Below are 24,503 nucleotides of genomic sequence, written 5' to 3'. Positions count from 1 at the left end.
CCTCGCCCTCGCTCACGCTCGAGTGAGTACCTCGATTCCCCCGATGTCGTACCGACGGGTCGGTCCCCAGTGCGTCTCGATGGTCTCGAACGGTGCGTCGTCACGCTCGATGGCTGCCAGCGCCGTCGCGACGTCCTCGAGTATCGCGAGGTCCCCCCCGCGAATCGGCTCACCGTGTCCCAGGGTGAGTACGTCGAACGCCCCCGCCTCTCGGTACTCGATGAGTCGGTCGACCGTCTCGCGGTAGGCCGAGACGTCCGAGTGCTCGAGGTGGGCGTAGAGCGTCCCGCCGGGCTCGAGCACGTCCGCGCCGTGGCAGATACCCGCCTCTCGGTCGAGCACGGCGAGCTGTCCGGGCGAGTGGCCGGGCGTCGCGACCAGTTCGAGCTCGCGCTCGCCGATGCGGAGCGTCTCGCCCGGCGTGACCACCTCCACGTCGGCGACGGGCCTGATCTCGTAGCTGTCGGGGTCGAACGACTCCGGGAACTCGTTGCCTGCCTCGAGCCAGCCCGCGACGAACTGGGCGGGGCGTTCGACCGACTCGTCGGTGAGACCGTCGATGGAGACGCGCCCGTCGGGGGTTCGCTCGCGCTCGTCGATCAGTACGTCGTCGAACTGGTGGGCCGCACCGATGTGGTCCCAGTGGGCGTGTGTCAGGAGGACCCGAACGTCGGTTCCGACGAGGTCTTCGACGACGCCCCGGAGGTCGTCGACGCCGAGTCCCGTGTCCACCACCAGTGCTTCGTCGCCGTCTTCGAGGACGTAGCTGTGACACGGAAAGTGGCCCTCGGCTTCGCTAACCCTGTACCAGCCACCGCCGAGATCCGTGACGCTGAACCAGTCCGTCGTCGCGTTCATGGCCTAGGACTGCGCCCGGGTGGGCTTATACCTTGGTGAGCCAGCCATCGCCGCGCTGTGGGTGGATCCACTCGTGGATACGTCGCACTCGCTGTCGGGGAGAGCAATTCGTGTGAGAAACGGCTGAGGTGTCGCCGACGGTCGTCGATTAGACCGTGACGTAGATGTTGTCGTCTTCGATCTGGATGTCGTAGGTCGGAATCTGGTAGTTGTCGTTCGTCACGTGCTTGCCGGTCTTGACGTCGAACTCCCAGGCGTGCCAGGGACAACACAGGATGTTCTCTTCGTCCTTGTAGACGAGTTCTTTCCGTTCGTCGACGGTGAGGTAGCCGCCCATCGAGCCTTCACAGACGGGACCGCCCTGGTGGATGCAGTAGTTCGCGACGGCGTAGTACTCGCCGTCTGCGTTGATCACACAGATCTCTCTGCCTTCGATCTCCGTGATGAACCGTTCTCCGTCTTCGATGTCGTCGACCGTGGATACGAGGTGTCGTGTACTGTTGCTCATTACTTCTTGTAGTGTTGTTAGAGGTTGTAGAACTGCTGTGCGTTGCCGCCGAAGATCGCTTCGACGTCAGCCTCTTCGAGGCTGCCGCGGAGAACGTTGAACAGCGCCTCCGGGTTGTCGAAGTCGTGGTGTGGGTAGTCAGAGGAGAACAGGAGGTTCTCCGGTCCGAGGAGGTTGATCATACTCCGGATGTACTCCGGCTCTTCGATCCCCTCCATCGGCTGGCTCGAGATCTGGAAGTTCGAGCGGATGTACTCACTCGGCATCTGCGTCAGCCACGGCGCGTCGTCTCGAGCGATGGTGTACTCGTGGTCGAACCGGCGCATGAAGTAGGGCAGCCAGCCGATACCGGCCTCCTGCATCAGGAACTGGACGTCGGGGTAGCGCTCGGGAACGCCGTGAGTCAGGAGACTCGCGAGGTTGGTCATCTGCTCGGCCGAGTGGAGCGTCGAGTGGGTCTCGAGGTAGCGGCTGGTTCCGCGAGCCATGAACGAGAAGGTCGAGATCATGTCGATCTGGGAGGCACTGTGCATGTGGATGCCGAGTCCGGCGTCCTGGGCGGCCTCGTAGATCGGGTAGTACTGCTCGTGGCCCATCAGCGGGTTCGCTCCCGCGCTCGGGAACTGGACGGCGACGAACTTCTCCTCGTCTGCGCGTCGGTCGATCTCTTCGGCGGCCTCTTCGGGCTTCTGCGGGGCGATCAGGATCGAGCCGTAGAAGTCGGGGTCGGCGTCGAGGATCGTATCGAGCATCCACTCGTTGTAGGCGCTCGCGATCGCGGCGGCGAGGTCGTCGTGGTGGACGGCCCCGAGCGCGAGATTCTGTGAGGGGGTCAGGACGACCTTGTTGATGCCGAGTTTCTCGAAGTGACCCTCTTTGACGTCCTCGGGCGAGTTGACGATGACTCGGTCAGCCCGCCCCGTGAAGTCCGGGTGGATCGCGCCGGGCGAGGGGTAGACGCTCTTGACGACCTTGCTCCGGACACGCTCTTCTTCGCGTGGATCGGACGGCTTGTTGCGGGTGTGAATCCACTGGTTGTACGGCTCTTCCAGATACGGGAAGAAGTCCTCTTGACTCTCTCTGACGTGTGCGTCGGCGTCGATGACGACTGGTAAGTCGTCCATCGATTGCAGGCTACTGGTTTTCGCCATGGATAGACACTACGTTCCATCCTATTAAAACGTATCGTCCGTGTAGAGGCGAGCGAGACGCCCGCTTCGCGTCGTCGGTCTCGAACACTCCCGGTTCGAGTCTCGCACTCTCACGCCCTCCGCGGAACTCCGGTTCACTCGGGTAACTGGTCGACCGTCGTCACGACCGGGCAGGTCGCGTTGAGCAGGATCGACTGGGCGACGCTGCCGAACAACACCTTGCCGGCCGGCGAGCGCTTCCGACTGCCGGTCACGACGTACCGGGCGTCGACCTCGTCGATGTAGTCGACGACCCGCTCTGCGGGGTTGCCGACCAACCCGACGGCATCGTACGGGACGTCGAGACCGACGGCCGCCTCAGCGGCAATTTCGGCGGCGATCTCACGGACCCGTTCGATCTCGGTCGGACTCCCGGTCTTGTCGACGCTCGCCCGCTCGAGGTCGACGAACTCCGATCGCGTCAGGACGTGGACGACGTGAACCTCGTCGTCGAAGGCGTCGGCGAGCCGTGCTGCTTCGTCGACGACGGTCGCCGCGCGCTCGGTTCTATCCACTGCTGCAACGAGTACCATGCACGCAGTGAGCACCCTGCTCACTTTACTGTTGCTCTCGAGTCGACGTGACGTCTGGCCGTTTGAACCAGGTCTGAGAAGTGTTCTCGGGTGTGGGCGCTCAGCTCAGAGCGAGACGACGCCGACTTCGCCCTCGATGTCGATGGAGGTACCGAACGCCGAGGAGAGGTCGTCGAGGTAGGTCAGGATCTCCGTCGCCTGCTCGCCGGTCGCCCGCTTCGGGATGCCGACGTAAGACTCGGGACTCGAGAGCCAGGTCGCCGGGTAGATTTCGATGCGCTCGACGCCGTCCTCGCCGAAGGTGCAGACGGGGACGGTACAGCCGGGACCGACGAACATTCCCTCAGACGGGTGCAACAGCGTCTCTTCGGTCCCGAACGACGCCGACTCGGTGGCGTCCGAGGCTGGCTCGCCCCACGGGTAGACCAGTCCACGCGCGGCGAAGCCTTCGGAGGGTGTCGCCTCGAGCGGGTGGGTGTCGAGGTCGTGGTGGTGCTGGTAGTAGAACTCGGCGGGGAGGCGCTCGACGGAGTCGCTCTGGAAGAAGAAGTCGCCGGGATCGTAGAAGATGGGGACGCCCTCGTAGAGTTCGATGCCACGCATCGGTGCGTGACTGCCCTGGCAGACGACGACGTCTGCACCCTCGTCGGCACACTGGTGGGCGAACTCGACGATGCACGCCGGTGGGACGGTCATGTCGCCGTCGGGGGCGAACTCGTGGGTGTGGAGGTGGGCGATGGCGACGTCGGCGCGGTTGTCGGCGTCGGCGACCGCTCGCAGGTTGCCCGCCACGTCGTTCGCGTTGAGCGTCATCTCTGCGCCGTCGACGTCCTCGTTCTCGACGTAGCGCTGGACCGTGTTGTGCAGTCCGTGTCTGTTGATCAGGATCTCTTCACCCTCCTTCGTGATCCACCAGCCGAACTGTTTCGCGAGCGTCTTGATCGACTCGAGCGTCTCCGCGTCGACCTCGTAGTACAGTCTGACCGGGTTGACGCCGGGACGGCCACGCATGTCTGAGCGTGCTTCACCGGCACGGCTCCAGGGGGTGAACGTCGCAGTCATCGAGACGAGACCGACCCGGCCGTTCTCGGTGTCGACGTACGTCGGCGAGCGTGCTTCACCGAGGTTCTCACCCGCGCCCGCGTGGGCGACGCCAGCGTCATCGAGTGCGTCCCAGGTGCTTCGGAGACCGCCGTAGCTGTAGTCGAGCGCGTGGTTCGACGCCTGTGAGATCGCGTCGAACCCGCCCCAGGCGAGTTCGTCGGCGATGAACCGCGGCGCTCGCATCCAGGTGCCACCGGCTTCGGCCGCCGGATACACGTTTTCGCCGTCGTACTCCGTGATCACCGTCTCGAGGTGGGTGATGCCGACGTCGGCGTCTCTGAACACCTCGACGAGGTCGAGAAACTGCTCGTCGGTACACATCGAGAACCGGCGATTGACGTTCGCGTCTCCGGATAGGGCTATCGTAATTGTCATGGTTGTTCGAACCCTTCCGATACCTTCTCGGCTCGGAGGTTATATGTGTCGATAGTCACGCTCGAGACAGAAAGCGGCCGCTGGCCCAGTGTGTCCGAACTCGCCAGCCGCACCATCGCTCGAGGCTGTGAGCGCAACAGTGGGCCGTCCCCGGCGTGTCCGGAGACGGTGGGTGTGTGGATGTCCACGTCCAGGGTTGGACGGGGGTCGGTGGTGTGGGTGGGTTCGGATTAGAAGTTCTCGAGTCGGTACTCGCCGTCTTCGATGAGCGTCACGCCGTCGACGACGACGGTCGGCTCGAGTTGGATGCCGTCGAGGTGGAGCGAACTGCGGTACTGACCGCCGAGGTTCGTCCCCGTCCCGCAGGCGAAGTGGACGCCGCCGCGGACCTGCTTGTGTTCGATGTAGTTGCCGTTCGGGCGGGCGTTCGGCTGGGTCATCGCGGAGAACTCGCCGATCCAGTAGGAGTTCTCGTCGCCGTGGCGGTCGATGTAGCGCTCGAGTGCGCGCGCCTCTTTGCCGCCGCGGATCTCCTGGATGCGCCCCTCTTCGACCTCCCAGATGATGGGGTCGTCGAGGATGCCGACGCCCATCATGAAGCTCTCGTGGACGATGGTGCCGTTGACGGTCTCTTCGATCGGACAGGTGGGTGTCTCACCCATCGGGAACCGGGCGCGGACCTGTCGGCGGCCCTCGATACTGAACTCGACGTCGGTGCCGTACGGCGAGGTCACTTCGATCCAGTCGGCTTCCTCCAGAATGTCGGCGACCTCGTCGGTGAAGCCGTCGACTTCGGCGGGGTCTGCGGTGATCGCTCCCTGCGTGAAGGAGTCCTCGGTCGGGTCGGCGAGGAGAATGTAGTCGACGCCGAGGTCGTACCGTGCGTGTTCGACGGCGGCGGCGTGGCTGACGGTGAACGTCATCAGGTTGACGATCACGTCGGTCTCTTTCACACCCGCCGAGACCTCCTTCGTGGGTTCGTTGTTGGGCGCGTCGAGTTTCTGAATAATCGAAATCGTCGGCTCGACGCCCATCGTCGAGAGGATGCCCGCGACCGTGTGGTAGATGAGCGGGCTGACGTTCGTGTCGGTGAGGATGTGTGCTCGCTCTTCCTCGCCGGTGAGGCGGTACTCGAGGATCTTGTGCGTGTTCTGGATAATCTCTTGCAGACGACCCGGCTTCGACGCTGCGTCGGCGTAGCGAACGAAGTCGTCCTGACTCCACAGATTGGACATTGCGGTCTGTACCGTCGAATCCGACCCACATATAAACTTCGCTTGGCCATCTCCCGTGGTTTTCCGCGGGTGTCCTCTCACACGTTCTCCCTGGTGTGCATACTGGTGGCCGTCGGACGGTGTGGCTTGCAGGCCCACGGCGTTTCTCCCCTAGAGGTATATACGTCGGCGAGAGTACAACCAGCTATGACACGTGACCCTCCGGAGTCAGAGCCTGCGAGTATCGAGGACCTTCGCCACCGCGAGGCCGGCGAGACGGCCGACGATCCGTACGAGGAGGTCGACGTTGACGAACTGCCGACGTGGTGGCAGGACGCGATCGAGGAGTTCGAACGGTACGGTCTCCGACCGTTTCGTCCCTCCCGGTTTCTCGACGGATCGATCGCCTACTCGCGGGTTCGCGACCTGGCGGACGAACTCGAGACAGACGTTCGCATCGTCGGCAAGAACGTGACCGAGGGGAGCCACTGGCAGATCGTCGTCGACGGCGAGGAGGTCGGCCCGATTCTGAAGAAACGAACCGTCATGGGATACACCGTCTACGAGATCGACGGTGACGAGTTCGAGTCGCTCGTCCGGTCTGCAGTTTCAGAGTGAGTTCTCGCCGTCTTCCGCTCTGAGATCCACTCGCCCTCGAGTCGCCGCCAGGTCGTCGAGTCGCCGTCGGAGTCGTCCGTTCACTCGAGTCGTCGACGCGGGGGACTCCCTGGCTCGTCTCTCGCGACGACCGATCCTCGGTCGTGGTATCGTTTGCATTTGGGCACACACGCAATCAACATATAAAGTAAAACATCTCGAACACGCCACTATCGAAAACCTTCATGATCGAACCAAAACGTTCAAATACAGCTACTGCAATGGATAGCTCTATGGGGCGTAACAAGCCACAGGCAGAGAGTAGTAGAGCGGATGTCACGTCACGCGCGAACCGCCGAGCGTTCCTCGCGAGCGTCGGTGCCGTCTCGGCGTTCGGACTCGCCGGCTGTACGGGCAACGGCGACGACGACTCCGGCGGCAGTGACGACGGCGGCAACGGAAACGGCGGCGGTGACGACTTCCCGAGCGAGAACATTCGACTCGTCGTTCCGTTCGGTCCCGGTGGTGGGACCGACATCTACGCGAGGCACTTCGCACCGGAAACGTCACAGTACATCGATACGACGATCGCTATCGACAACATCGAAGGTGCTGGTGGTGCACTCGGGCTGACCGACGCGTACAACTCCGACCCGGACGGCCACACGCTCGGCTTCGGTGTCCCCCCAGGCACCTCGATGCTGGGCTACGTCGCCGCACCGGAGAACTTCGACATCGAGTACGAGAACTTCGAACCGGTCGGGATCATGGGCCTGAACACGAACGTCGTCATGGCCAACCCCGACCTCGGCATCGACTACCAGGACGCCGTCGACATGTACCAGTCCGGCGACCTGACCACCATCGGCGCACACCAGCACGGCCAGGCGACCCACGTCGCCTCCGTCGTCGCTCGAGAGAACCACGGTCTCGCGTGGGAGGAGTACGTCTCCTACGACGGCTCCGGCGACATCGCACAGGCGGTCGCCTCCGGTGAGATTCCGGTTGGACTCGTCTCCGAGCCGGCGGCCGTTCCGTTCATGGAAGACGGCAGCGTCGACATCATCGCCGACGTCTCCTCGTACGGTGGTATCACGACCGAACTCCCCTCGGTCACCGACTACGGCTTCGACGACATGGACTACCTCGTCCTCTCGCGTGCGTGGCTCGCACCACCGGGAACTCCCGAGGAACCCCGGCAGATCATCGCCGAAGCACTCGAAGAGGCGTGTAACTCCGAGGCCACCGCGGAGTGGGCAGAGGACACGGGCAACGACGTCACCTTCGGTGGCATCGAGGAGTGTCGCGAGAGCTGGCACGGCGCACTCGAGGCGATTCCGGAGGCCGTCGACATCGACATGCTTCGCGAAGAGATGGGAATCTAACCTCGCACCGTCGTCACGGCTATCACCACTCACGTGCGAGGGTGACTGTTTCACACTATCAACCGTACACCACAATCACTGATCCATGTATTTCAAAAAGCTAGCATACTCAGAACAGGCGCTCCTCATCGGGATGATGGTGATCGCAGCGTACATGTTCGTCACCTCGTACGACTATCCGGAGAACACGAGGATGTTCCCGCAGATCACTGCGACGGTCACGATGGTGGGTTCGGGCCTCCTGCTCGTGCGCCATCACCTCCCTTCGGCTCTCCAGACGGTCGTCACCGGGTCGATCAGCGTTGGCTCGTTCGACGACGAACTCGAAGACGATGCGGAACTCGAGGACCAGACGGTCGATAGGCCGATCGGCAACGAACTGTTCACCACGTTACTCACGGGCCTGTACGTCCTGGTCGGTCTCTCGATCGGGTTCGTCTGGATCACCCCGTTGTTCGTCGCCGCGTACCTCCTCTGGTTCGAGATCAAGTGGTACCTGATCGCGTTCCTGACCGCCCTCAGCTACGTGATCACGCTGGTGTTCCTGCACGTGTTTAACTTCAACATCGATCGAGGCTTCCTGCTATGACGTTCGCCGAACTCGTCCAGGGATTCGAGATCGTATTTAGCTGGCCGACGCTCGTGTACGTCTTCATCGGCATCTGCCTCGGCATCGTGCTGGGTGCGATTCCAGGACTCGGGGCGATCATCGGTATCGCCATCTTGCTGCCGATCAGCGCACCGCTGGGTGGGGGGAACGCGATCATCCTCTTCATCTCGATCTATCTCGGCGCGCTCTACGGGGGGAGCGTCGCTGCCATCTTGCTCAACGCACCCGGGACGGCGAGTGCGGCCGCGACGACGTTCGATGGCTATCCGATGTCACGCAGAGGGCTCGCGAAGACGGCACTCGCATCCTCTGCGGTCTCCTCGTCGATCGGTGGCCTGATCTCGATCGCAATCTTGTTCCTGCTGGTGCCGTTTCTCACCACCATCGTGCTGGCGTTCGGGACGCCCGAGTACCTCCTGGTCGCCGTCCTCGGACTGGCGATGATCACCGTCGTCTCCGGCGACTCGATGGTGAAAGGGATCACCGTCGGGAGTTTCGGGCTGATGATCACCAGCATCGGTATCGCGCCGATGTCCGCGAACTTCCGCTATCCGATCAGTATGCACCTCTACGACGGCATCAGTTTCGCGGCCGTCCTCATCGGTCTGTTCGCCGTCGCCGAGATGATCAAACTCTCCGGCGAGGGTGGATCGATCGCGAAGAACACCTCGACCGATGGTGGTGCGGCGGAAGTCGGCAGTATCCTCGACGGTGCGAAGGAGACTGTCACCAGACCGCTCACGGTCGCGAAGTCCGCCGTCATCGGCATGGCCGTCGGCGCAATGCCCGGTGCCGGGGCGTCCGTCTCGAACTTCATCGCCTACGCCGAAGCGATGCGTTCCGACCCGGACCCAGGCACCTTCGGAACGGGGAACATCCGTGGTGTCATCTCCTCTGAGGCGTCGAACAGTGCGACCTGTGCTGGCTCGCTCATCCCGACGCTCTCGTTCGGCATTCCCGGCAGTGGCGTGACCGCACTCTTGCTCGGTGCGTTGTTGATGCACGGTCTCCAGCCTGGCCCGGACCTGTTCTCTCCAGAGGCCCACCTGGCGACGACCTACAGTTTCTTCGTCGCGCTCCTGATCGGGAACGTCATCATCGTCATCGTCGGCCTGGCGCTCATGACGAGAATCGAGTTCGTCACCAAGATCAACACCCACTACCTGGTGCCGATCGTGATGGTACTCGCCATCTTCGGGAGTCTCGGTCTCCGTGGGAACTTCATGGACATCATCACGGTGTTCCTCTTCGGCATCCTCGGCTACTTCATCGTCCAGCACAACTACTCGGTCATCGCGCTGGTCCTCGGCGTCGTCCTGGGACCGATCGTCGAATCGAACCTCTACCGCTCGTTCCAGATCTCCGGCGGATCACCGTGGATCTTCGTCGACCCCGGACGCCCGATCTCGCTCTCGCTGACGTTGATGATCGTCGCCATCTTGCTCTTACCGTTCGTCGTGCCGGCAGTGAAGCGCCGCCTCAACCGTTCCTGAGGCGGACCATCGCTTTTCTGCGGTCAGCTGTGCACTCGAGTGACACGCTCCGCTTCCGTCCGCCGCTCTCCTCACCGCCTCCGCTTCCGTCCGCCGCTCTCCTCACCGCCTCCGCTTCCGTCCGCCGTTCTCCTCACCGCCTCCCCTTCCGTCCGCCGTTCTCCTCACCGCCTCCCCTTCCGTCCGCCGTTCTCCTCACCGCCTCCCCTTCCGTCCGCCGCTCTCCTCACCGCCTCCGCTTTCACTCGAGTCCTCACCCCGGCTACCGGTGTTTCAACCTACGCTGACTCCTCTGTCACTGTCCATCTTCGGTGACGGCGACGGCGAGGTTGTCGAGGATACGCTCGAGTTCGCGACGGCGCGAGCCAATCGCGAGGCGATCGATGAGAACCGACAGCCTCGAGCCGAAGGTGAACGCCGACCGTGCGGTGACGCGTGTCGCTGCCCCGTCTCCGGTCTCGCTCACCTCCTCGAGCGTGATCCAGGTCCCCATCTCCGAGAAGACGCCGTCGGTGCCACGCTGCTCGAACGCGTAGTACCGATCGTCACAGCGAAACTCGAGTTCGGTCTCCACCTCGTTCAGCCAGACGCGGGCGACCGTCGTTTCGCCCACTCGTTCGGTCGACTCGAGTTCGTACACGCCCGTGTACTCGACGATCCGTTCCGGTGAGAGTTCGGCGTCGACGTCGCTCACCGCACCTTCGATCACGTACGAGACTTCGACCTCTTGCATGTCCACTCCTCGCACTCCCGGTGAATAACTGTACGGTCCTCGGCGCAACCGGAATCGCTAAGTGCTCGAGATTGGTCCTTCTGCGTACGTTCGACCAACAGTGACACTCTTCAGGCGTACCACAGCGAGCCTGGTCCAGTCGCTCGGGATCACCGGAGCCACTGCCATCCTCGTCGTCGGCGTCCTCGCCCCGTCCGGTCTCGACTCCCAGATTCAGGCCGTTCTCGCGGTATTCCTCGCGACGGTCGTCCTCTGGATCACGAAACCGGTACCCTACGAGATCTCGAGCGTCCTCTGTGTCGTCTTACTCTACGTCCTCGGAACTGCAGAGTCGTTCTCACAGGCGGCCTCCGGCTTCTCGGACTCGCTCGTCTTCTTCCTCCTGTTGTTGTTACTACTCGGCAAGAGCGTCTCGAAGGTCGGTCTCGACGAGTGGGTCGCCAACCGGCTCACGACCGCGACGAGTACGCCCCGGTCGTCGTTCTGGCGGCTCTCGTCTGCGATCCTCCTCCTGGCGTTTCTCATGCCGTCGGGGATGGCCCGTGCGGTCGCGTTCATGCCCGTCGTCGACCAGATCAACGAGACCTACGGTCTCGGTGACGACAGTCCGTTCAGGCGCGTGGGCTACTTCCTGGTCGGCCACGTCAACCCGATGGTCTCGCTGGCGTTGATGACCGGCGGCGGGATGTCGGTACTGACTGCGGAACTCATCGACTCGATGGTCCGGCCGATCACCTGGATCGAGTGGGCGCTGTTCATGGCTCCGCCGGTCGTCGCCCTCTACGTCGGCATCGTCCTCACCTCGAGTCGCCTCTTCTCGATCGGCGACACGGTGACGGTCACGCCCACGCCCGAGCGGGACGCGACCGCGGCGACCGATGGGGAGGCTGCGGGCGGTTCGGCGGGGGACTCGCTCGAGACCGACGCGGTCTCCTCCCAGCCACTCTCTCCCGACCAGCGCTTCGTCGTCACGTGTTTGCTGTTCGCGATCTCCCTCTGGATCGTCGGCTCGTTCGTCGGCATCCCGACGATCCTTCCGGCGATGATCGTCGTCGCAATCTTCTCCCTGCCCTGGTATCGGATCATCACTGTCGACGAGTTTCGCACCCTCAGCTGGGGCTTTCTGTTTCTCATCGGGACGATGCTCTCGCTGATCGAGGTCATGCAGGCGGTCGGTGCCTTCGATTTCGTTCTCGGGGTCGTCTTCTCGGTCGTCCCCGCGGACAGCCACACCGCCGTCGTCCTGGCGATTCTCTTCCTCTTCGCCATCGGTCTGCGTAGCTCTTTCTCCTCGATCGCCGCCGCCATCTTGATCCTCTTTCCGGTGTTCGTCGAGTTCGCCGCCGTCCTCGAGATCAACGCCCTGTTCCTCTCCTTTACCCTCCTGCTCGTCCTCGCGGCGACGATCATCTTCCCGTTCAACTTCTCGACCGTCCTCATCGCCTACGAACGCGGCCCGCTCTCCCTGCTCGAGGTAACCCTCCTCGGCCTGCTGACGCTCGCCTTCGCCACACTCGTCGCCACGCTCAGCTGGCTCCTCTACTGGCCCGTCCTCGAGACACTCACGAGCGGCCTGTTCTGACCGCGCTGCCATGCGAAGGCTTTTGGTGGCGTCGTGTGAGGATTCCACATGGAGTATACGACACTCGGCTCGACTGGCGTGAGCGTCAGCAAGATCGGTCTCGGCTGTATGAGCTTTGGCTCGCCGTCCTGGCGCGACTGGGTCCTAGACGAAGACGAGTCGCGAGCGATCCTCGAGCGGGCTATCGACCTCGGCGTCAACTTCTTCGACACCGCGAACGTCTACTCGGCGGGCGAGTCTGAGCGCGTCCTGGGTTCCGTCGTCGACGAGTACGACCGCGACGAGTTCGTCCTCGCGACCAAGGTTCGCTTTCCGACCGACGAGGACTACCCGAACGCCTCGGGACTCTCCCGGAAGTCCATCGAACAGAACCTCGAGGCGAGTCTCGAGCGTCTCGGCGTCGACACGGTCGACCTCTACCAGATCCACCGCCGGTGTCCGGAGACGCCGCCCGCGGTGACGATGCGCGCACTCGACGACGCGGTTCGGCGGGGACAGGTGCGCTACCTCGGCGCGTCGTCGATGTGGGCCCACGAGCTCGCCGACTACCTCCACACCGCAGACCGCCTCGGACTCGAGCGCTTCGCGACGATGCAAAACCACTACAACGTCATGTACCGCGAGGAAGAACGCGAGGTGGTCCCGCTGTGTCGTCGCGAGGGCGTCGGCATGATCCCCTGGAGTCCGCTCGCCCGAGGCTGTGCGGCCAGACCGCACGAGGAGCTGACCGCGACGGAGCGTGGCCACAGCGACCGCGACCGCCACAGCGCTCGCCACGACACCTACCTCGGTAACGGCGGCCGCGAGATCAACGAGCGCCTCCAGGAACTCGCCGCCGACATGGACGTCTCGATGGCCCAGGTCGCGCTGGCGTGGCTCTGTCACCAGGACGGCGTCTCCGCGCCCATCGTCGGTGCGACGAGCGTCTCCCACCTCGAAGAGGCCGTCGAGGCCACCGAACTCTCCCTCTCCGATTCGGACCTCGCCTACCTCGAGGAACCGTACGAGCCGACCGCCGTCATCGGCCACGACTGAGTCGCGCCCGTACACAGAACCCACCCGTTCGAACCTCACAGTATCATTGTATAGTGAGATTGTAGAACTATCTGAATTGTTACTATCGTGTCTGTGGCTCACTGTGCCAGCGAACTGGGACGGCTCACTGACGGATAGGCTCGTGAATGTGGTCTGTACTCGAGTGATTTTTCCGTCTGAGTACTCCTACCAGCGCATCCCTCCACACTCGATGATACTGTTCTCCACTCACTGAAACAATAATCAGATTATAATACCTCTCTGGTAGGGGTTTTCTGGGGAGGGGGAGGGGTGGCGGCTCGAACCCGTCTCTTCCCGTGAGACCGCTCCCGAATACTTTAGCACCGAACCGCCGTAGCGCCACTATGATCGCTCTCCTCTCCGTGTCGGCTCGCACCGGTTCGCTCGCAGCGATTCGTGCGGAGCGTGAACAGGCGTGAACTGTGCGGACCTTCGCGCGTCGATTCCCGCACTCGAGACGGTCACCTACCTCAACTTCGGCGCGAGCGCGCCGACACCGCGGCCGGTCGTCGATGCCGCGGCGGCGTTCCTCGAGCGCCACGGATTCGATGCTCCGGCGAACGAGGGGATGTATACCGCAGCGTCTGCCACCGCCGAGGGGGTGCGAGAGACGGTCGCCGGCTTCGTCGGAGCGCGCCCCGAGGACATCGCGCTCACCACCAGCACGACCGACGGCATCAACCGCGTCGCGGGTGCGTTCGCCTGGGAACCGGGCGACGTGGTCGTCCGGACCGACCTCGAGCACCCGGCCGGCGTACTCCCCTGGGAGCGCCTCGAGCGCCTCCACGACGTCGAGGTGCGCGTCGTCGAGAGCGAGGCGGGCCGTCTGGACCTCGAGACCTACCGCGAGGCGGTGGCCGGGGCGTCACTGGTCTGTGTCAGTGCGCTCTCCTGGACGTTCGGCACCCGGCTACCGGTCGCCGACCTGGTCGAGATCGCCCACGAGACCGGGGCGTTCGTCCTCGTCGACGCCGTCCAGTGGCCGGGCCAGGTCCCGCTCGACGTCGGCGCGTGGGGTGCCGACGCCGTCGCCTTCGCGGGCCACAAGTGGCTCCTCGGCACCTGGGGCGCGGGCGTCCTCTACGTCGACGCCGACGCCGCAGACCGCCTCCAGCCGCCTGCCATCGGCTACGCGAGCGTCGTCGACCCCGACACCTCGCCGTACGAACTCGCCCCCGGAGCGGCGCGCTTCGAGGTGGGTACCAGACCCCTGGTCCCGCACGTCGCACTCGAGACGGCGATCACCACGCTCGAGGACGTCGGTCTCGAGACGGTCGAAGCGAGAATCGAGCGGCTCGCGAGCAGGCTCACCGCACGGATTCCGGCCGACCGGCTGTTCAGCCCGCGCGAGCCGGAATCTGGACTGGTCACCGTCGCCGTCGACGACCCGGAGGCGGTCACCGAGGCGCTCGGCTCGGAGGGGATCGTCGTCCGGTCGCTCCCGTCTCCGAGCGCGGTCAGGCTCTCGGTTCACGCCGTGAACTCCCCTCAGGAAGTCGACGCGGCGGCCGAGGCGCTCGAGCGACACTGGTGAGCACCGAGAACCCCTGGGCCGGTTCTCGACTGGTGGTAGCCACGGCCGGGTTCTTTGATACCTGCCGTCGTACCGGAGCTATGGAAGGGCTACGCTGGGTCCAGCTACCCGACGACGAACGACTCGAGTTCCTGGGACGAGGTGGGACGGGTGTGCTCTCGTTCGCCACGGAGTCCGGCCGAGCACCGGTCTCGATTCCGGTCTCCTACGGCTTCGACCCCGACGAGGCGGTCTTTTATTTCCAGCTCTCGACGCCGAAAGACGGCCGCAAACAGGAACTGGTCGACGAACCGGTCTCGTTCGTCGTCCACCGAGAGACCGACCACGGCTGGCGAAGCGTCGTCGCTAGCGGCTCGTTGACCGACGTCACCGAAGCGCCGGCGGAGTCGGCGCTGATCCAGGGCATGTGGGCGATCGAGATTCCCGCCGTCGACGTCTTCGAGCGCCCACGGCGGGAAGTGACGTTTCGCTACTTTCGGCTCGAGCCAGAGACGATGACGGGCCGGAAGGAAGTCGCGACGGACGCCTGAGCGCCCGCGGTGGACGACGGACTGCACTCACCGCGTCTACTCCGACGGCTGTCGCCGAACGCCGACCGCGAGTGCGAGTGCGACGGCGAGGAGGGCGAGCCCGACGCCGAACCCGGGGAGTGACTCGTCGTCGTCAGCGTCGGCTGGCTCGCCGTCGTCGCTCGAGTCCTCCCCACGCTCGTCGTCCGCAGGGTCGGTCGCCCGCTCGTCGTCGTCCGTCTCCGTCGCGCCGTCGTCTTCGACCGTGTCGACGACGGCCACGACGCCGCCGGACTCACCCCCGACGCGCACGATGTAGTCACCCGTCTCGTCGAAGGCGTAGGTGAACGAGAGTCGCACCGACTCGCCGGCTTCGAGCGAGACGGACTGGCTCTCGAGCGTCTCGCCACCGGCCGTGAGCGTGATCGACTCGCTCCCCGCTCCATCGCCGGTGTTCTCGAGTCTGGTCTCGACGGTCAGCGCCTCGCCGACGCCGATCACCGTCTCGCTGATCGAGACGTCGGTGACCGAGATGTCGGCCACAGGCGTTGGCTCCGGCGTCGATGGGGGTGGGAGGACGATTCCTCCGCCGCCGCCGGAGGAGCCGCTCTCCTCGTCGACCGCGAAGGCCGTCTCGAAGTGCGCCTCGTTTCCGGCGAGGTCGACGACGGTGACGGCGGTCTCGTAGCTCACACCGTCCTCGACGGTGAGCGTGTGTTCGGCCCAGCTCGAGGTGAGCTGTGTCGCCTCTTCGCCCGTCACGTCGACACCGTCGACCGTGAGCGTGATCGCGCTCACGTCGATGCCGGTGGTCTCGTCCGCGTACTCGAACCGGACCGTCGTCTCGTTGGTCCCTGCCTCGAGCGTCTCGCCCTCGGCCGGGGTGACCGACTCGAGCGCGGGCGCGTCGGTGTCCTCGGCGAGCACGCCGTAGGTCGAGAAGCGCTCGACCGCGGCGACCCAGTACTCGCCGGTGAGTCCGAGGTCGGGCCGGTCGACTGTCTCGACGCTCGTGTCCACCGGTTCCCACGCCCCGACCGTCGCGTTGTAGCGCTGGAGCGAGACGTTCGCTGGCTCGTCGACGCCGTCGACCGCGGAGAGGTCGACCGGGACGTGAATCCTCGCGCCCGTCAGGTTCGCCACGAGACGCTCGTCGAGGTCGGCCGTGAGGAAGCCGACGCCGACCTGCGAAGCGTCGAGTTCCTCGTAGGCGTCGGCGTTCTCCGAGAGCGCGGCGTACAGTCCTTCGAGGTCGCCATCAGTGTCGAACTCGACGAAGGTTCCCGTTTCGGCGTTCAGGAGCGTTCCGGTGGCGTTCTCGGTCGCGAAGTCCGTCCGAACGCTCACCGACGCGGTCGCCGTGGTGGGGTTTCCAGCGCGGTCCTGGCCCTCGACGGCGACCGCGTACTCGCCCGAGGCGTCGAACTCGAGCGTGCCGTTCCAGGCGCGTTCTCCGACTGGAGCGACGGTCAGCCCCTCGCTGGTTCCGTTCGGGTTCGTGACGGTCACCGTCGGTGGTGATGCCAGCCGCTCGTCGCTCCGAATCTCGAGCGTTGCGTTCTCTCCGCTGCCGTCGGTGATGGCGGCGGCGAGCGACGGCGGCTCCCGGTCGACGACGACCGTCTCAGCCGCACTCGAGGCGTTCGTCCCACCGTCCTCGTCGGTGACGACCGCCGTGAGTGTGTAGTGGCCGTCGTCGGGGACCTGCTCGTCGAGCGGCAGGTCAGCAATCCACGCCTCGCCGTTGCGGTCGGCGGCGACCGACGCCGAGAACGTCGTGTTCTCAGAGAGCGCGAGGACAGTTACGCTCGTAACCGTCGTCTCGCTCGAGGCGGTCCCTTCGACGGTGACCGTCTCGTTCGCGTAGACCGTCTCCCCGACTGTCTCGGAGCCCGTGACGGACGTGACCGTCACCTCGGGTGCGGGCAACCCGACGGTGACCGTGCGCGTCTTCGAGTCCGTCGGTGTGGCGACGACCAACTCGTATGCACCTGGCTCGAGGGTCGGAATCTCGAGTTCGAACTCGACGGTAGTGTTCTCGCCGGGTGCGAGCGTTACCTGCTCGGTGGTGTTCGCGACCGGCTGTTGGTATCCCGACCCGCTCGGCTCCTCCGCGAGCAGGGCTACCACTGGCATGCCGTCGACGCTCGAGCTTCCGACGTTCTCGACCGTCGCCGTTGCGCTCGTCGTTCCGCCGGTGGCGATTTCGGTGGGCGCGTCGAACGCGACGATCTCGAGCGCTGGTCCCGTCACCTCGACGGGCTGTGTCACCACGTCGTCGGGGGTCTCGATGCGGAACTCGTAGTCACCCGCGCCGAGCGGTGGGACCTCGAGATCGAACGTGACGGTAGTGTTCTCGCCGGGACCGAGGCTGACCTGCGCTGTGGTGTGAGCGACGGGCGGCTGCGGGGTCGTCCCGCTCGAGTCCTCGAGTAAGACGAGTGAGACCGTTTCGGTGTCGGCGCTCGCGTCGCCGACGTTCTCGACGGTCGTCGAGACGGTGAGGTTCTCGTCGCCGTCGATCTCGGCGGGAGCCTCGACGGCAGTGAGCTCGAGGGTCGCGCTGATATCCGGCTCGAGCGCGACGTCCTGGGTGGTATCCGGATCGACGATCTGGGACTGCCACTCGTAGCCGTCGGCGTCGTAGCCGACCGACCAGCGGCCGGTGACGTTCACTTCGTACCAGCCGCTCTCGTTCGTGATGGCCGTGTCGACCGTTCCATCGAGGTCGGTCGAGGTGACGGTCGCGCCCTCGATCGGCTCGCCGGTGGTCGCGTCCGTGACCGTCCCGTTGACCGTCGGGAGCGGGTCCATGTCGATTGGGTCGTAGTGCACCCGCTCGTCCTCGCCGACTTCGATGTTGATCCGACGCTCGTCATCGTAGCCCGGCGCCAGGATGTCCATCTTGAACACACCCTCGACCAGGGCCACGTCGTAGACGCCGTCGGCGTCGGTCGTGGCCGTCGTGTTGAACCCGCCCTCGAGGTCGCCGATGTTGCCGTAGCCGACTCCTTCCTGCTGGACGATCACGAGTTCCGCGCCCTCGATCGGCTCGCCGGTCTCGGCGTCGAGGACGGTGCCGGTGAGCGAGGCGGTCGTCTCTGTGAGTTCGAGGTCGAGGGTCGTCGTCCCGTCGACGTCGACGCCGACATCGGTCTCACCCGTCGTCTCGTAGCCGTCTGCGAGGACGTCGACGGCGTAGGTGCCTGGGGGGACCTCGAGTTCGAACGCGCCGTCGGATTCGGTTACCGTCTCCAGTGGCGTGATTGGTCGCTCGACGGCGCTGACCGTCGCGTTCTCGATTGGCTCGCCGGTCTCGGCGTCGGTGACAGTGCCGGTGATCGTCCCGGTCGGTCCCGGTAGTGCCGTGAGCCACGGCTCGAAGCGAACACTCTCGTTCGCCTCCTCCCAGTGATCGATCGCGTCACCGTCTCCGTCGGCGACGACGCCGGTCTCGGGGTCGACGACGTTCCCGCTCGGTCCGCTTTCGGCACCCCACCAGTTCTCTCGGGCGTCGAACTGCAACCCGTCGCTGAGAATCGCCTCGACGCCGAGCGCGTTGTCCTCGAGCGAATTGTCACTGAACTCGACGGCGTCGAGAACCGACTGGTCCACCTCGAATCCGTACTCGTAGATCCACATCGCGGCGTCCGTACTGTCCTCGAAGACGTTCCCAGTGATCGTCACCGACGGTTCGTCGTACTCGAGACCGTGGTCCTCGAGGTAGACGCCGTAGTCGTTCCCCGAGAGCGTGTTGTTTTCGAACGTGAGATTCCAGCCGAGCGGGTACACCCCGCGATGCGTGTTCGTGAACGTCGACTCGCTGACAGTCACGTCGGCCGTTCCCATGTGGGTATAGACGCCGTTCAGTCCGCCAGAACTCGTGACGTTCGACACCGTGGTGGTCGTCGCCCCATCGACGTACACTCCGCTCGTCTCCGGTTCGATGTCCAGGCGTTCGACGGTGACACCGTCGGCGTCTTCGACGCGCACACCGCTATCGTACCCGAGAATCTCGAGATCGGACAGGGTGACGCTGTTCGTTTCCGTGATCGTGATTCCGGCGTCACCGATTCCCTCGAGCACCGGCGACGTCCCGACACCGGTTAGCGTCAGCGGTGAATCGATCGTCACCGATTCGTCGTAGGTGCCGTACTCGACGCAGACTGTCTCGCCGGCCGCCGCGCCATCGATACCGGTCTGGATCGAGTCGCCGGCAGACACCACGACGTCACAACCCGTAGTGTCGCCATCGATGCCGACCGTCTCGCTGTGTGTGCCGGTCGTCCCGTCCTCGGCTTCGGCGGTCAGCGTGACGGTGTAGGTTCCAGGTTCGTCGTAGGTGTGCTCGACGAGTTCACCAGTATCGGTGGCGCCGTCGCCGAAGGTCCAGTCGTGGGTGGCGATCTCGCCGGGGTACTCGCCCGCGGAGGCGTCGAACGTGCAGGTCTCGTCCTCACAGTCGACCGTGAAGTACGCCAGCTTGCCGACCCAGGGGTCGAACGCGATCCATCCATCGTCCCAGTCGCCCTCGGTCGCCAGCGAGTCTCCCCTGCCGTCGGCGACGGCACCCGTCTCTGGGTCTGGCTCGCCGCCGCTCGGTCCGTCGGCCGCGCCCCACCAGTTGTTCGTCGCGTCGAGCACGTCGACCCCGCCGGTGTAGAACAGCCCCTCGCCGTTGCCCGCGATGGCATTCTCGCTGACGGTGACGTTCTGGTCGCCGCCGACGGTGAGACCGACCTCGTGGTTGTCCTCGATGGTGTTTGCAACGATCGAGGTATTCACGAGGTCGGTCGTGCCGACGCCGGTGACGGACAGTCCCTCCTCGTTGTGGCTGACGGTGTTGTTGGTGACTGAACCGCCCGCGTCGTCGATCTCGGCGACGATTCCGACCTCGGCGCTGCCGGTCACGGTATTCTCTTCGATGACCGTTCCGAAGCGGTTGGTGAGTTCGATCCCGCTGGCACCGCTGTCGGTGACCGTGTTGTTCGTGACGGTGGTGTTGTCTACGCGCAAGAGCGCCGGTCCGTGTCCGAGGCGCATCCCCTGGTTGCTCGCGCGGCCGATCGTGTTTCCGTCGACGAGCAGCCCGTCGACGTTGTCGGCGTAGACGCCGTTGGTGGCGTCGGCGATCTCGTTCTCGAGGACGTCGACGTGTTCGACGCCGACGAGGTGGACGCCCAATCCGGCGTTCTCGAGCGTGTTACCCGAGATGGTCGTCGTTCCCTCGTAGGTGTGGCCGATGTCGACGCGGAACGAGATCGCCGCGCGATAGGCGTTCGCAACCTCGTTGTCGGAGATCGTCGCTCGATCGCTCTCGACCACCTGAATTCCTGCGGAATCGACGTCCGTGACTTCGTTCTCGGAAACCGTTGCGTCCGGGGAGTGCCAGACGCCGATCGCGCCGCTCAAGAAGTTGTAGTCGATGGGCGTGGTCGTGACCACGTTATCCGTGATGATCACACCCTCGCTGTGGGTGACCTGCACGCCTGCGACGGAGCTGTCGAGATCGAGCCCCGAGACCTCCGCGTCCGTGACGTCGACGAAGATCACCTGTCCGACGTTCTCGGGGATCGTCGGATTGGAGACGCCGGTCGCGTAGTACAGCTCGTCACCGCCGACGGTGTTGTTCTCCATCGTGTGGGGCGACTCGTCTAGATCGGTCGGCACGCGGTAGAACGAGATACCGGTCTCGAAGCGGTTGTCCCGGATCGTGTGACCGACGCCGTCGAAGATGTGCAGATCCGAGTCGTGCCCGGAGACGGTGTTGTTTCGGACGGTCACGTCGTCGAAGTCGAGGGAGATCCCGATCTGGCTCCCGTTGATCACGACGTTGTCGACTACCGACGAGCGGGCGTTCGGCCCGATGCCGTACCCCTCGACGTTCTCGACCGTGTTGCGGGCGATCGTCGAGTCGTGGTTGGTCCGAATCCCACCCTGTAGCAGGGTCACCGAGGCGTTGTTCTCCGCGAGGTAGTTGTCGGTGACGGTGCTGCGCAGGTTCGTATAGATCCCGCCCTCGTTTCCAGTGACGACGTTGTGTGCGACGGTCGCGTCGTTCATCTGATTGAGTAGGATCGCCCCGCCCGCGTTGTCTGCAATGACGTTGTCGGTGATGTGGGCGTCCTCGGCGTTCGGCTGCTCGCCGGTGATCGCGTGGTCGCCGTTTCTCGAGATCTCGTTCGCCACGATCGTGTGCCCGTCGCCGCTGAGGACGTGGACGCCAACCCCCTCGTTGTCGACGATCTCGTTGCCGAAGAGCACCGAGTCGTGGGGATTGCTCCGCAGGGCGACCGCCGCGTTGGAGTCGGTGACCCTGCTGTCGCGCAGTTCGAACCGCTCGACGCCGTCGACGTACACCGCCGCGTCCGTCCACGGCCCGGTGTAGTTGCTGACGGTAACGCCGTCGACGGTCACGTCGTCGGCGGTGACGTGGATCGCGGTCTCGAGCGAATCGTTGCCCTCGAGTACCGTCTCGCCGTCGCCGACGGTCTCGAGCGTCAGTCCCTCGACGTCGATCGAGAGTGGTTCCTCGAACGTCCCGGGGGCGACGTAAACCGTTTCGCCCACGCTGGCCTCGTCGATAGCGTCCTGGATCGACTCACCCTCGACTACCATGTCGTAGACGTCGACGATTCCTGCGTGAGCACCTTCGACCCGAAGCTGGTACGTACCCGGGTCGACGCCGCCGGTGTCGGGGTCGAGGGTGATGCCGGTCTCAACCGTTTGTCGTTCCCCGGGCTGGAGTTGCTCGTTCGTGTAGCGGTTGTCGATGCCGCCGATGACCCGGTGGCCGAGGTCGTCGTAGAGGGCAACGTCGAGGTTCGAGAGGTTGTGCGCCTCGCCAACCTCGTTCTGGAACGTGGCGTCGACGTCCAGCCGACCGTCGAGTGCGACCACCTCGGTCTCGAGGTCCGTCTCGATCACATCCAACGGCTCGCGCAGTTCCACGTAGCCCGCGTGGACGCCCTGCACGCGTAGTTCGACGATTCCCTGCTCGTCGAAGCCACCGCCGGTGTCGCCGTGGATCGTAAAGCCGGTCTCGACGGTCTCGCGCTCGCCCGGTTCAACCTCGAGGTTCGTGTATCGGTTGTCGACGCCCCCGATCAGCCGGTCGCCCTCGAGGTCGTACAACCCGATGTCGACGTTCGAAATGCCGCGGGCGTCGTTGACCACGTTCTCGAAGGTCGCGTTGACGACGACCCGGTCGTCGATGGCCACCCGGCTGGTAGCGATGTCCGTCTCGACTACGTCGTGGGGGTCGCGCACGTCGACCATGCCGACCTCGACACCGTTGACACGANGACCTCGTTCGTGTAGCGGTTGTCGACGCCGCCGGTGGCCCGGTGGCCGAGTTCGTCGTAGAGACCGATGTCGATGTTCGAGATGCCGTGAGGTTCACTCACTGCGTTCTCGAAGGTCGCGTTGACCACCAGGCGGTCGTCTAAGGCGACCTCGGACGTCTCGAGGGTGTGGCCGACCAGCTTCAGTGCTTCTCGTACGCCCACGTCGCCGACGCGCTCGCCCTCGACGCGGACCTCGTACGTTCCTTGCTCGATGCCACCGTCGTCGGCCGCATCGATCGAGACGACGACCGTCTCCTGATCGCCTGGCTCGAGCGTGACGGTCTCGTAGTCGGTAACCAGTTCGCCGTGAACGCGCGTCCCGTCGGCGTCGTACAGCCCCACGTCGACCGCACCGAGTTCGTGGGTCTCTCCGACGGCGTTCTGGACGGTCAGTTCCACCTCGACCGGGTCATCAGGTGTGACCCGTTCTGTCTGGAGGTTCGTTCCCAGCACGTCCAACGGCTCGCGCAGTTCCACGTAGCCCGCGTGGACACCATGGACGCGCAGTTCGACGATTCCCTGCTCGTCGAAGCCACTGCCGGTGTCGCCGTGGATCGTAAAGCCGGTCTCGACGGTCTCGCGCTCGCCCGGTTCAACCTCGAGGTTCGTGTATCGGTTGTCGACGCCCCCGATCAGCCGGTCGCCCTCGAGATCGTACAGTGCGACGTCGATGTTCGAAATGCCGTGGACGTCGTTGACCACGTTCTCGAAGGTCGCGTTGACGACGACCCGGTCGTCGATGGCTACCCGACTGGTGGCGATGTCCGTCTCGACTACGTCGTGTGGGTCACGCACGTCGACGTACCCGGCGTGGACTCCCTCGACCCGCAGCTCGTAGGTGCCGCTGTCGGGCCCGGAACCGGCGTTGTGGGCTGTCGGGTGGCCGGTTTGGACCGTCGCACTCTCGCCAGGTTGAAGTTTTAGATCGTGGTGGGTGTTATCGATGCTTCCCTGGACCAGGTTTCCGTTCTCGTCGAATAGCTCCGTCGCGACGTTGGTGAGGTTCTGCGCCTCACTCCCGAGGTTCCAGACCGTCATCTCGACGTCGATCCGATCACCGATAGCGACCTGCTCGGTCACGTTGGTCAGTTCGGTCGGTCCCATCCCGTCGAGCACCGCTATCGTCCCCGATGGGACGCCCTCGACCGTCACCTCGTAGAGTCCGGACTCCGCCACGTCGGCAGGGACCGAGAACTCGAGTGTCTCGTTCTCGTCGGGACCGAGTGCAACGGTCTCGTCGGCCTCGTAACTGGCCACCGAGACGCCTGCGGCGTCGAGCAACTCGAATTCGATCCCGCTCGTCGTCGCCGTCGACTCGTCCCCGTTCTCGAACGTCACCGAGACGTCGAAGGAGTCGTCGATTCCGACCGGTTCGTCCTGTACGGTTCGGTCCGCGGGACCGACTCCGTCGAACACCGTCACCGTTCCCGCCGGTGTCCCCTCGATCCGCAACTCGTAGGTGCCCGCGTCGACGCCGCCGCCGGTGTCGCGGGAGACGGTCAAGCCAGTCTCGACGGTCTGGCGCTCACCGGACTGGAGTTGCTCGTTCGTGTAGCGGTTGTCGACGCCGCCGGTGACCCGGTGGCCGAGTTCGTCGTAGAGACCGATGTCGAGGTTCGAGAGGTTGTGCGCCTCGCTCACCGTGTTCTCGAACGTCGCGTCGACGTCCAGTCGGCCGTCGAGCGGGACGGCTTCGGTCTTGATATCGGTTTCGACCACCTCGAGCGGTGCTCGGACGTCGACCATGCCGACTTCGACGCCGTCGACGCGGAGTTGATACTCGCCCTCGTCAGTTCCGCCGCCGGTGTCCTCGTAGACGGTGAAGCCGGTCTCGACCGTCTGGCGTTCGCCCGGCTCGAGGACCTCGTTCGTGTAG

General features: G+C 64.7%; 16 protein-coding genes. 8 read left to right on the top strand and 8 right to left on the bottom strand.

Going from position 1 to position 24,503, the window contains the following annotated elements; genetic code table 11:
- Nucleotides 1-12 precede the first annotated feature (12 nt).
- The 6 genes from N0B15_RS10485 to N0B15_RS10460 all read right to left on the bottom strand — a co-directional run bounded on the left by N0B15_RS10485 (nucleotide 13) and on the right by N0B15_RS10460 (nucleotide 5,803).
- Nucleotides 13-858, bottom strand: a complete 846-nt coding sequence (locus tag N0B15_RS10485) for an MBL fold metallo-hydrolase (RefSeq protein WP_263019655.1) — start codon at nucleotides 856-858, stop codon at nucleotides 13-15.
- Nucleotides 859-1,006: 148 nt separating this feature from the next.
- Nucleotides 1,007-1,366: a Rieske (2Fe-2S) protein gene (locus N0B15_RS10480; RefSeq protein ID WP_263019654.1), complete on the bottom strand. Its 360-nt coding sequence runs from the start codon at nucleotides 1,364-1,366 to the stop codon at nucleotides 1,007-1,009.
- Nucleotides 1,367-1,383: 17 nt separating this feature from the next.
- On the bottom strand, nucleotides 1,384-2,517 hold the full coding sequence (locus tag N0B15_RS10475; RefSeq protein WP_263019653.1) for an amidohydrolase family protein: 1,134 nt from the start codon (nucleotides 2,515-2,517) through the stop codon (nucleotides 1,384-1,386).
- Nucleotides 2,518-2,651: 134 nt separating this feature from the next.
- Nucleotides 2,652-3,089: a universal stress protein gene (locus N0B15_RS10470; RefSeq protein WP_263019652.1), complete on the bottom strand. Its 438-nt coding sequence runs from the start codon at nucleotides 3,087-3,089 to the stop codon at nucleotides 2,652-2,654.
- A gap of 105 nt (nucleotides 3,090-3,194) precedes the next feature.
- Nucleotides 3,195-4,568, bottom strand: coding sequence for a CapA family protein (locus N0B15_RS10465; protein ID WP_263019651.1), 1,374 nt, complete (start codon nucleotides 4,566-4,568; stop codon nucleotides 3,195-3,197).
- 230 nt (nucleotides 4,569-4,798) lie between these two features.
- Nucleotides 4,799-5,803 (bottom strand): aminopeptidase, encoded by a 1,005-nt coding sequence (locus N0B15_RS10460; RefSeq protein WP_263019650.1) that lies wholly within the window; start codon nucleotides 5,801-5,803, stop codon nucleotides 4,799-4,801.
- 186 nt (nucleotides 5,804-5,989) lie between these two features.
- On the opposite strand from N0B15_RS10460, the gene N0B15_RS10455 reads away from it, so the two are divergent.
- The 4 genes from N0B15_RS10455 (at nucleotide 5,990) to N0B15_RS10440 (ending at nucleotide 9,867) form a co-directional block, all read left to right on the top strand.
- Nucleotides 5,990-6,400: a hypothetical protein gene (locus N0B15_RS10455; protein ID WP_263019649.1), complete on the top strand. Its 411-nt coding sequence runs from the start codon at nucleotides 5,990-5,992 to the stop codon at nucleotides 6,398-6,400.
- 272 nt (nucleotides 6,401-6,672) lie between these two features.
- Complete coding sequence (locus N0B15_RS10450; protein WP_263019648.1) at nucleotides 6,673-7,764, top strand: Bug family tripartite tricarboxylate transporter substrate binding protein; 1,092 nt, start codon at nucleotides 6,673-6,675, stop codon at nucleotides 7,762-7,764.
- Nucleotides 7,765-7,849: 85 nt separating this feature from the next.
- The gene (locus N0B15_RS10445) at nucleotides 7,850-8,353 is read left to right on the top strand and encodes a tripartite tricarboxylate transporter TctB family protein (RefSeq protein ID WP_263019647.1); all 504 of its coding nucleotides are present in this window, start codon (nucleotides 7,850-7,852) and stop codon (nucleotides 8,351-8,353) included.
- The gene (locus tag N0B15_RS10440; RefSeq protein WP_263019646.1) at nucleotides 8,350-9,867 is read left to right on the top strand and encodes a tripartite tricarboxylate transporter permease; all 1,518 of its coding nucleotides are present in this window, start codon (nucleotides 8,350-8,352) and stop codon (nucleotides 9,865-9,867) included. Before N0B15_RS10445 ends, N0B15_RS10440 begins: the two co-directional genes overlap by 4 nt.
- A 295-nt stretch (nucleotides 9,868-10,162) precedes the next feature.
- On the opposite strand, the gene N0B15_RS10435 is transcribed toward N0B15_RS10440, so the two are convergent.
- Nucleotides 10,163-10,600 (bottom strand): hypothetical protein, encoded by a 438-nt coding sequence (locus N0B15_RS10435; protein WP_263019645.1) that lies wholly within the window; start codon nucleotides 10,598-10,600, stop codon nucleotides 10,163-10,165.
- Between the two features lie 100 nt (nucleotides 10,601-10,700).
- On the opposite strand from N0B15_RS10435, the gene N0B15_RS10430 reads away from it, so the two are divergent.
- The 4 genes from N0B15_RS10430 to N0B15_RS10415 all read left to right on the top strand — a co-directional run bounded on the left by N0B15_RS10430 (nucleotide 10,701) and on the right by N0B15_RS10415 (nucleotide 15,302).
- A complete protein-coding gene (locus tag N0B15_RS10430; RefSeq protein ID WP_263019644.1) occupies nucleotides 10,701-12,182 on the top strand; it encodes an SLC13 family permease in 1,482 nt (493 codons plus the stop codon).
- 48 nt (nucleotides 12,183-12,230) lie between these two features.
- Nucleotides 12,231-13,217 carry an aldo/keto reductase gene (locus N0B15_RS10425; RefSeq protein WP_263019643.1) on the top strand — a complete coding sequence of 329 codons (987 nt, stop codon included), beginning with the start codon at nucleotides 12,231-12,233 and terminating at the stop codon, nucleotides 13,215-13,217.
- A 436-nt stretch (nucleotides 13,218-13,653) separates the two neighbouring features.
- Nucleotides 13,654-14,772, top strand: a complete 1,119-nt coding sequence (locus N0B15_RS10420; RefSeq protein WP_263019642.1) for an aminotransferase class V-fold PLP-dependent enzyme — start codon at nucleotides 13,654-13,656, stop codon at nucleotides 14,770-14,772.
- An 80-nt stretch (nucleotides 14,773-14,852) separates the two neighbouring features.
- A complete protein-coding gene (locus tag N0B15_RS10415) occupies nucleotides 14,853-15,302 on the top strand; it encodes a pyridoxamine 5'-phosphate oxidase family protein (protein ID WP_263019641.1) in 450 nt (149 codons plus the stop codon).
- A gap of 36 nt (nucleotides 15,303-15,338) precedes the next feature.
- Here N0B15_RS10415 and N0B15_RS10410 read toward each other — a convergent pair whose 3' ends face one another.
- Entirely contained in the window at nucleotides 15,339-22,559 is a 7,221-nt protein-coding gene (locus N0B15_RS10410; RefSeq protein ID WP_263019640.1) for a right-handed parallel beta-helix repeat-containing protein, read from the bottom strand.
- Nucleotides 22,560-24,503: the final 1,944 nt, after the last annotated feature.

The organism is Natronobiforma cellulositropha, from assembly GCF_025629245.1.
Classification (GTDB): Archaea; Halobacteriota; Halobacteria; order Halobacteriales; family Natrialbaceae; genus Natronobiforma; species Natronobiforma cellulositropha.
The sequence above is the reverse complement of the archived record's forward strand: the minus strand, read 5'-3'. Positions and strand labels throughout refer to the sequence as shown.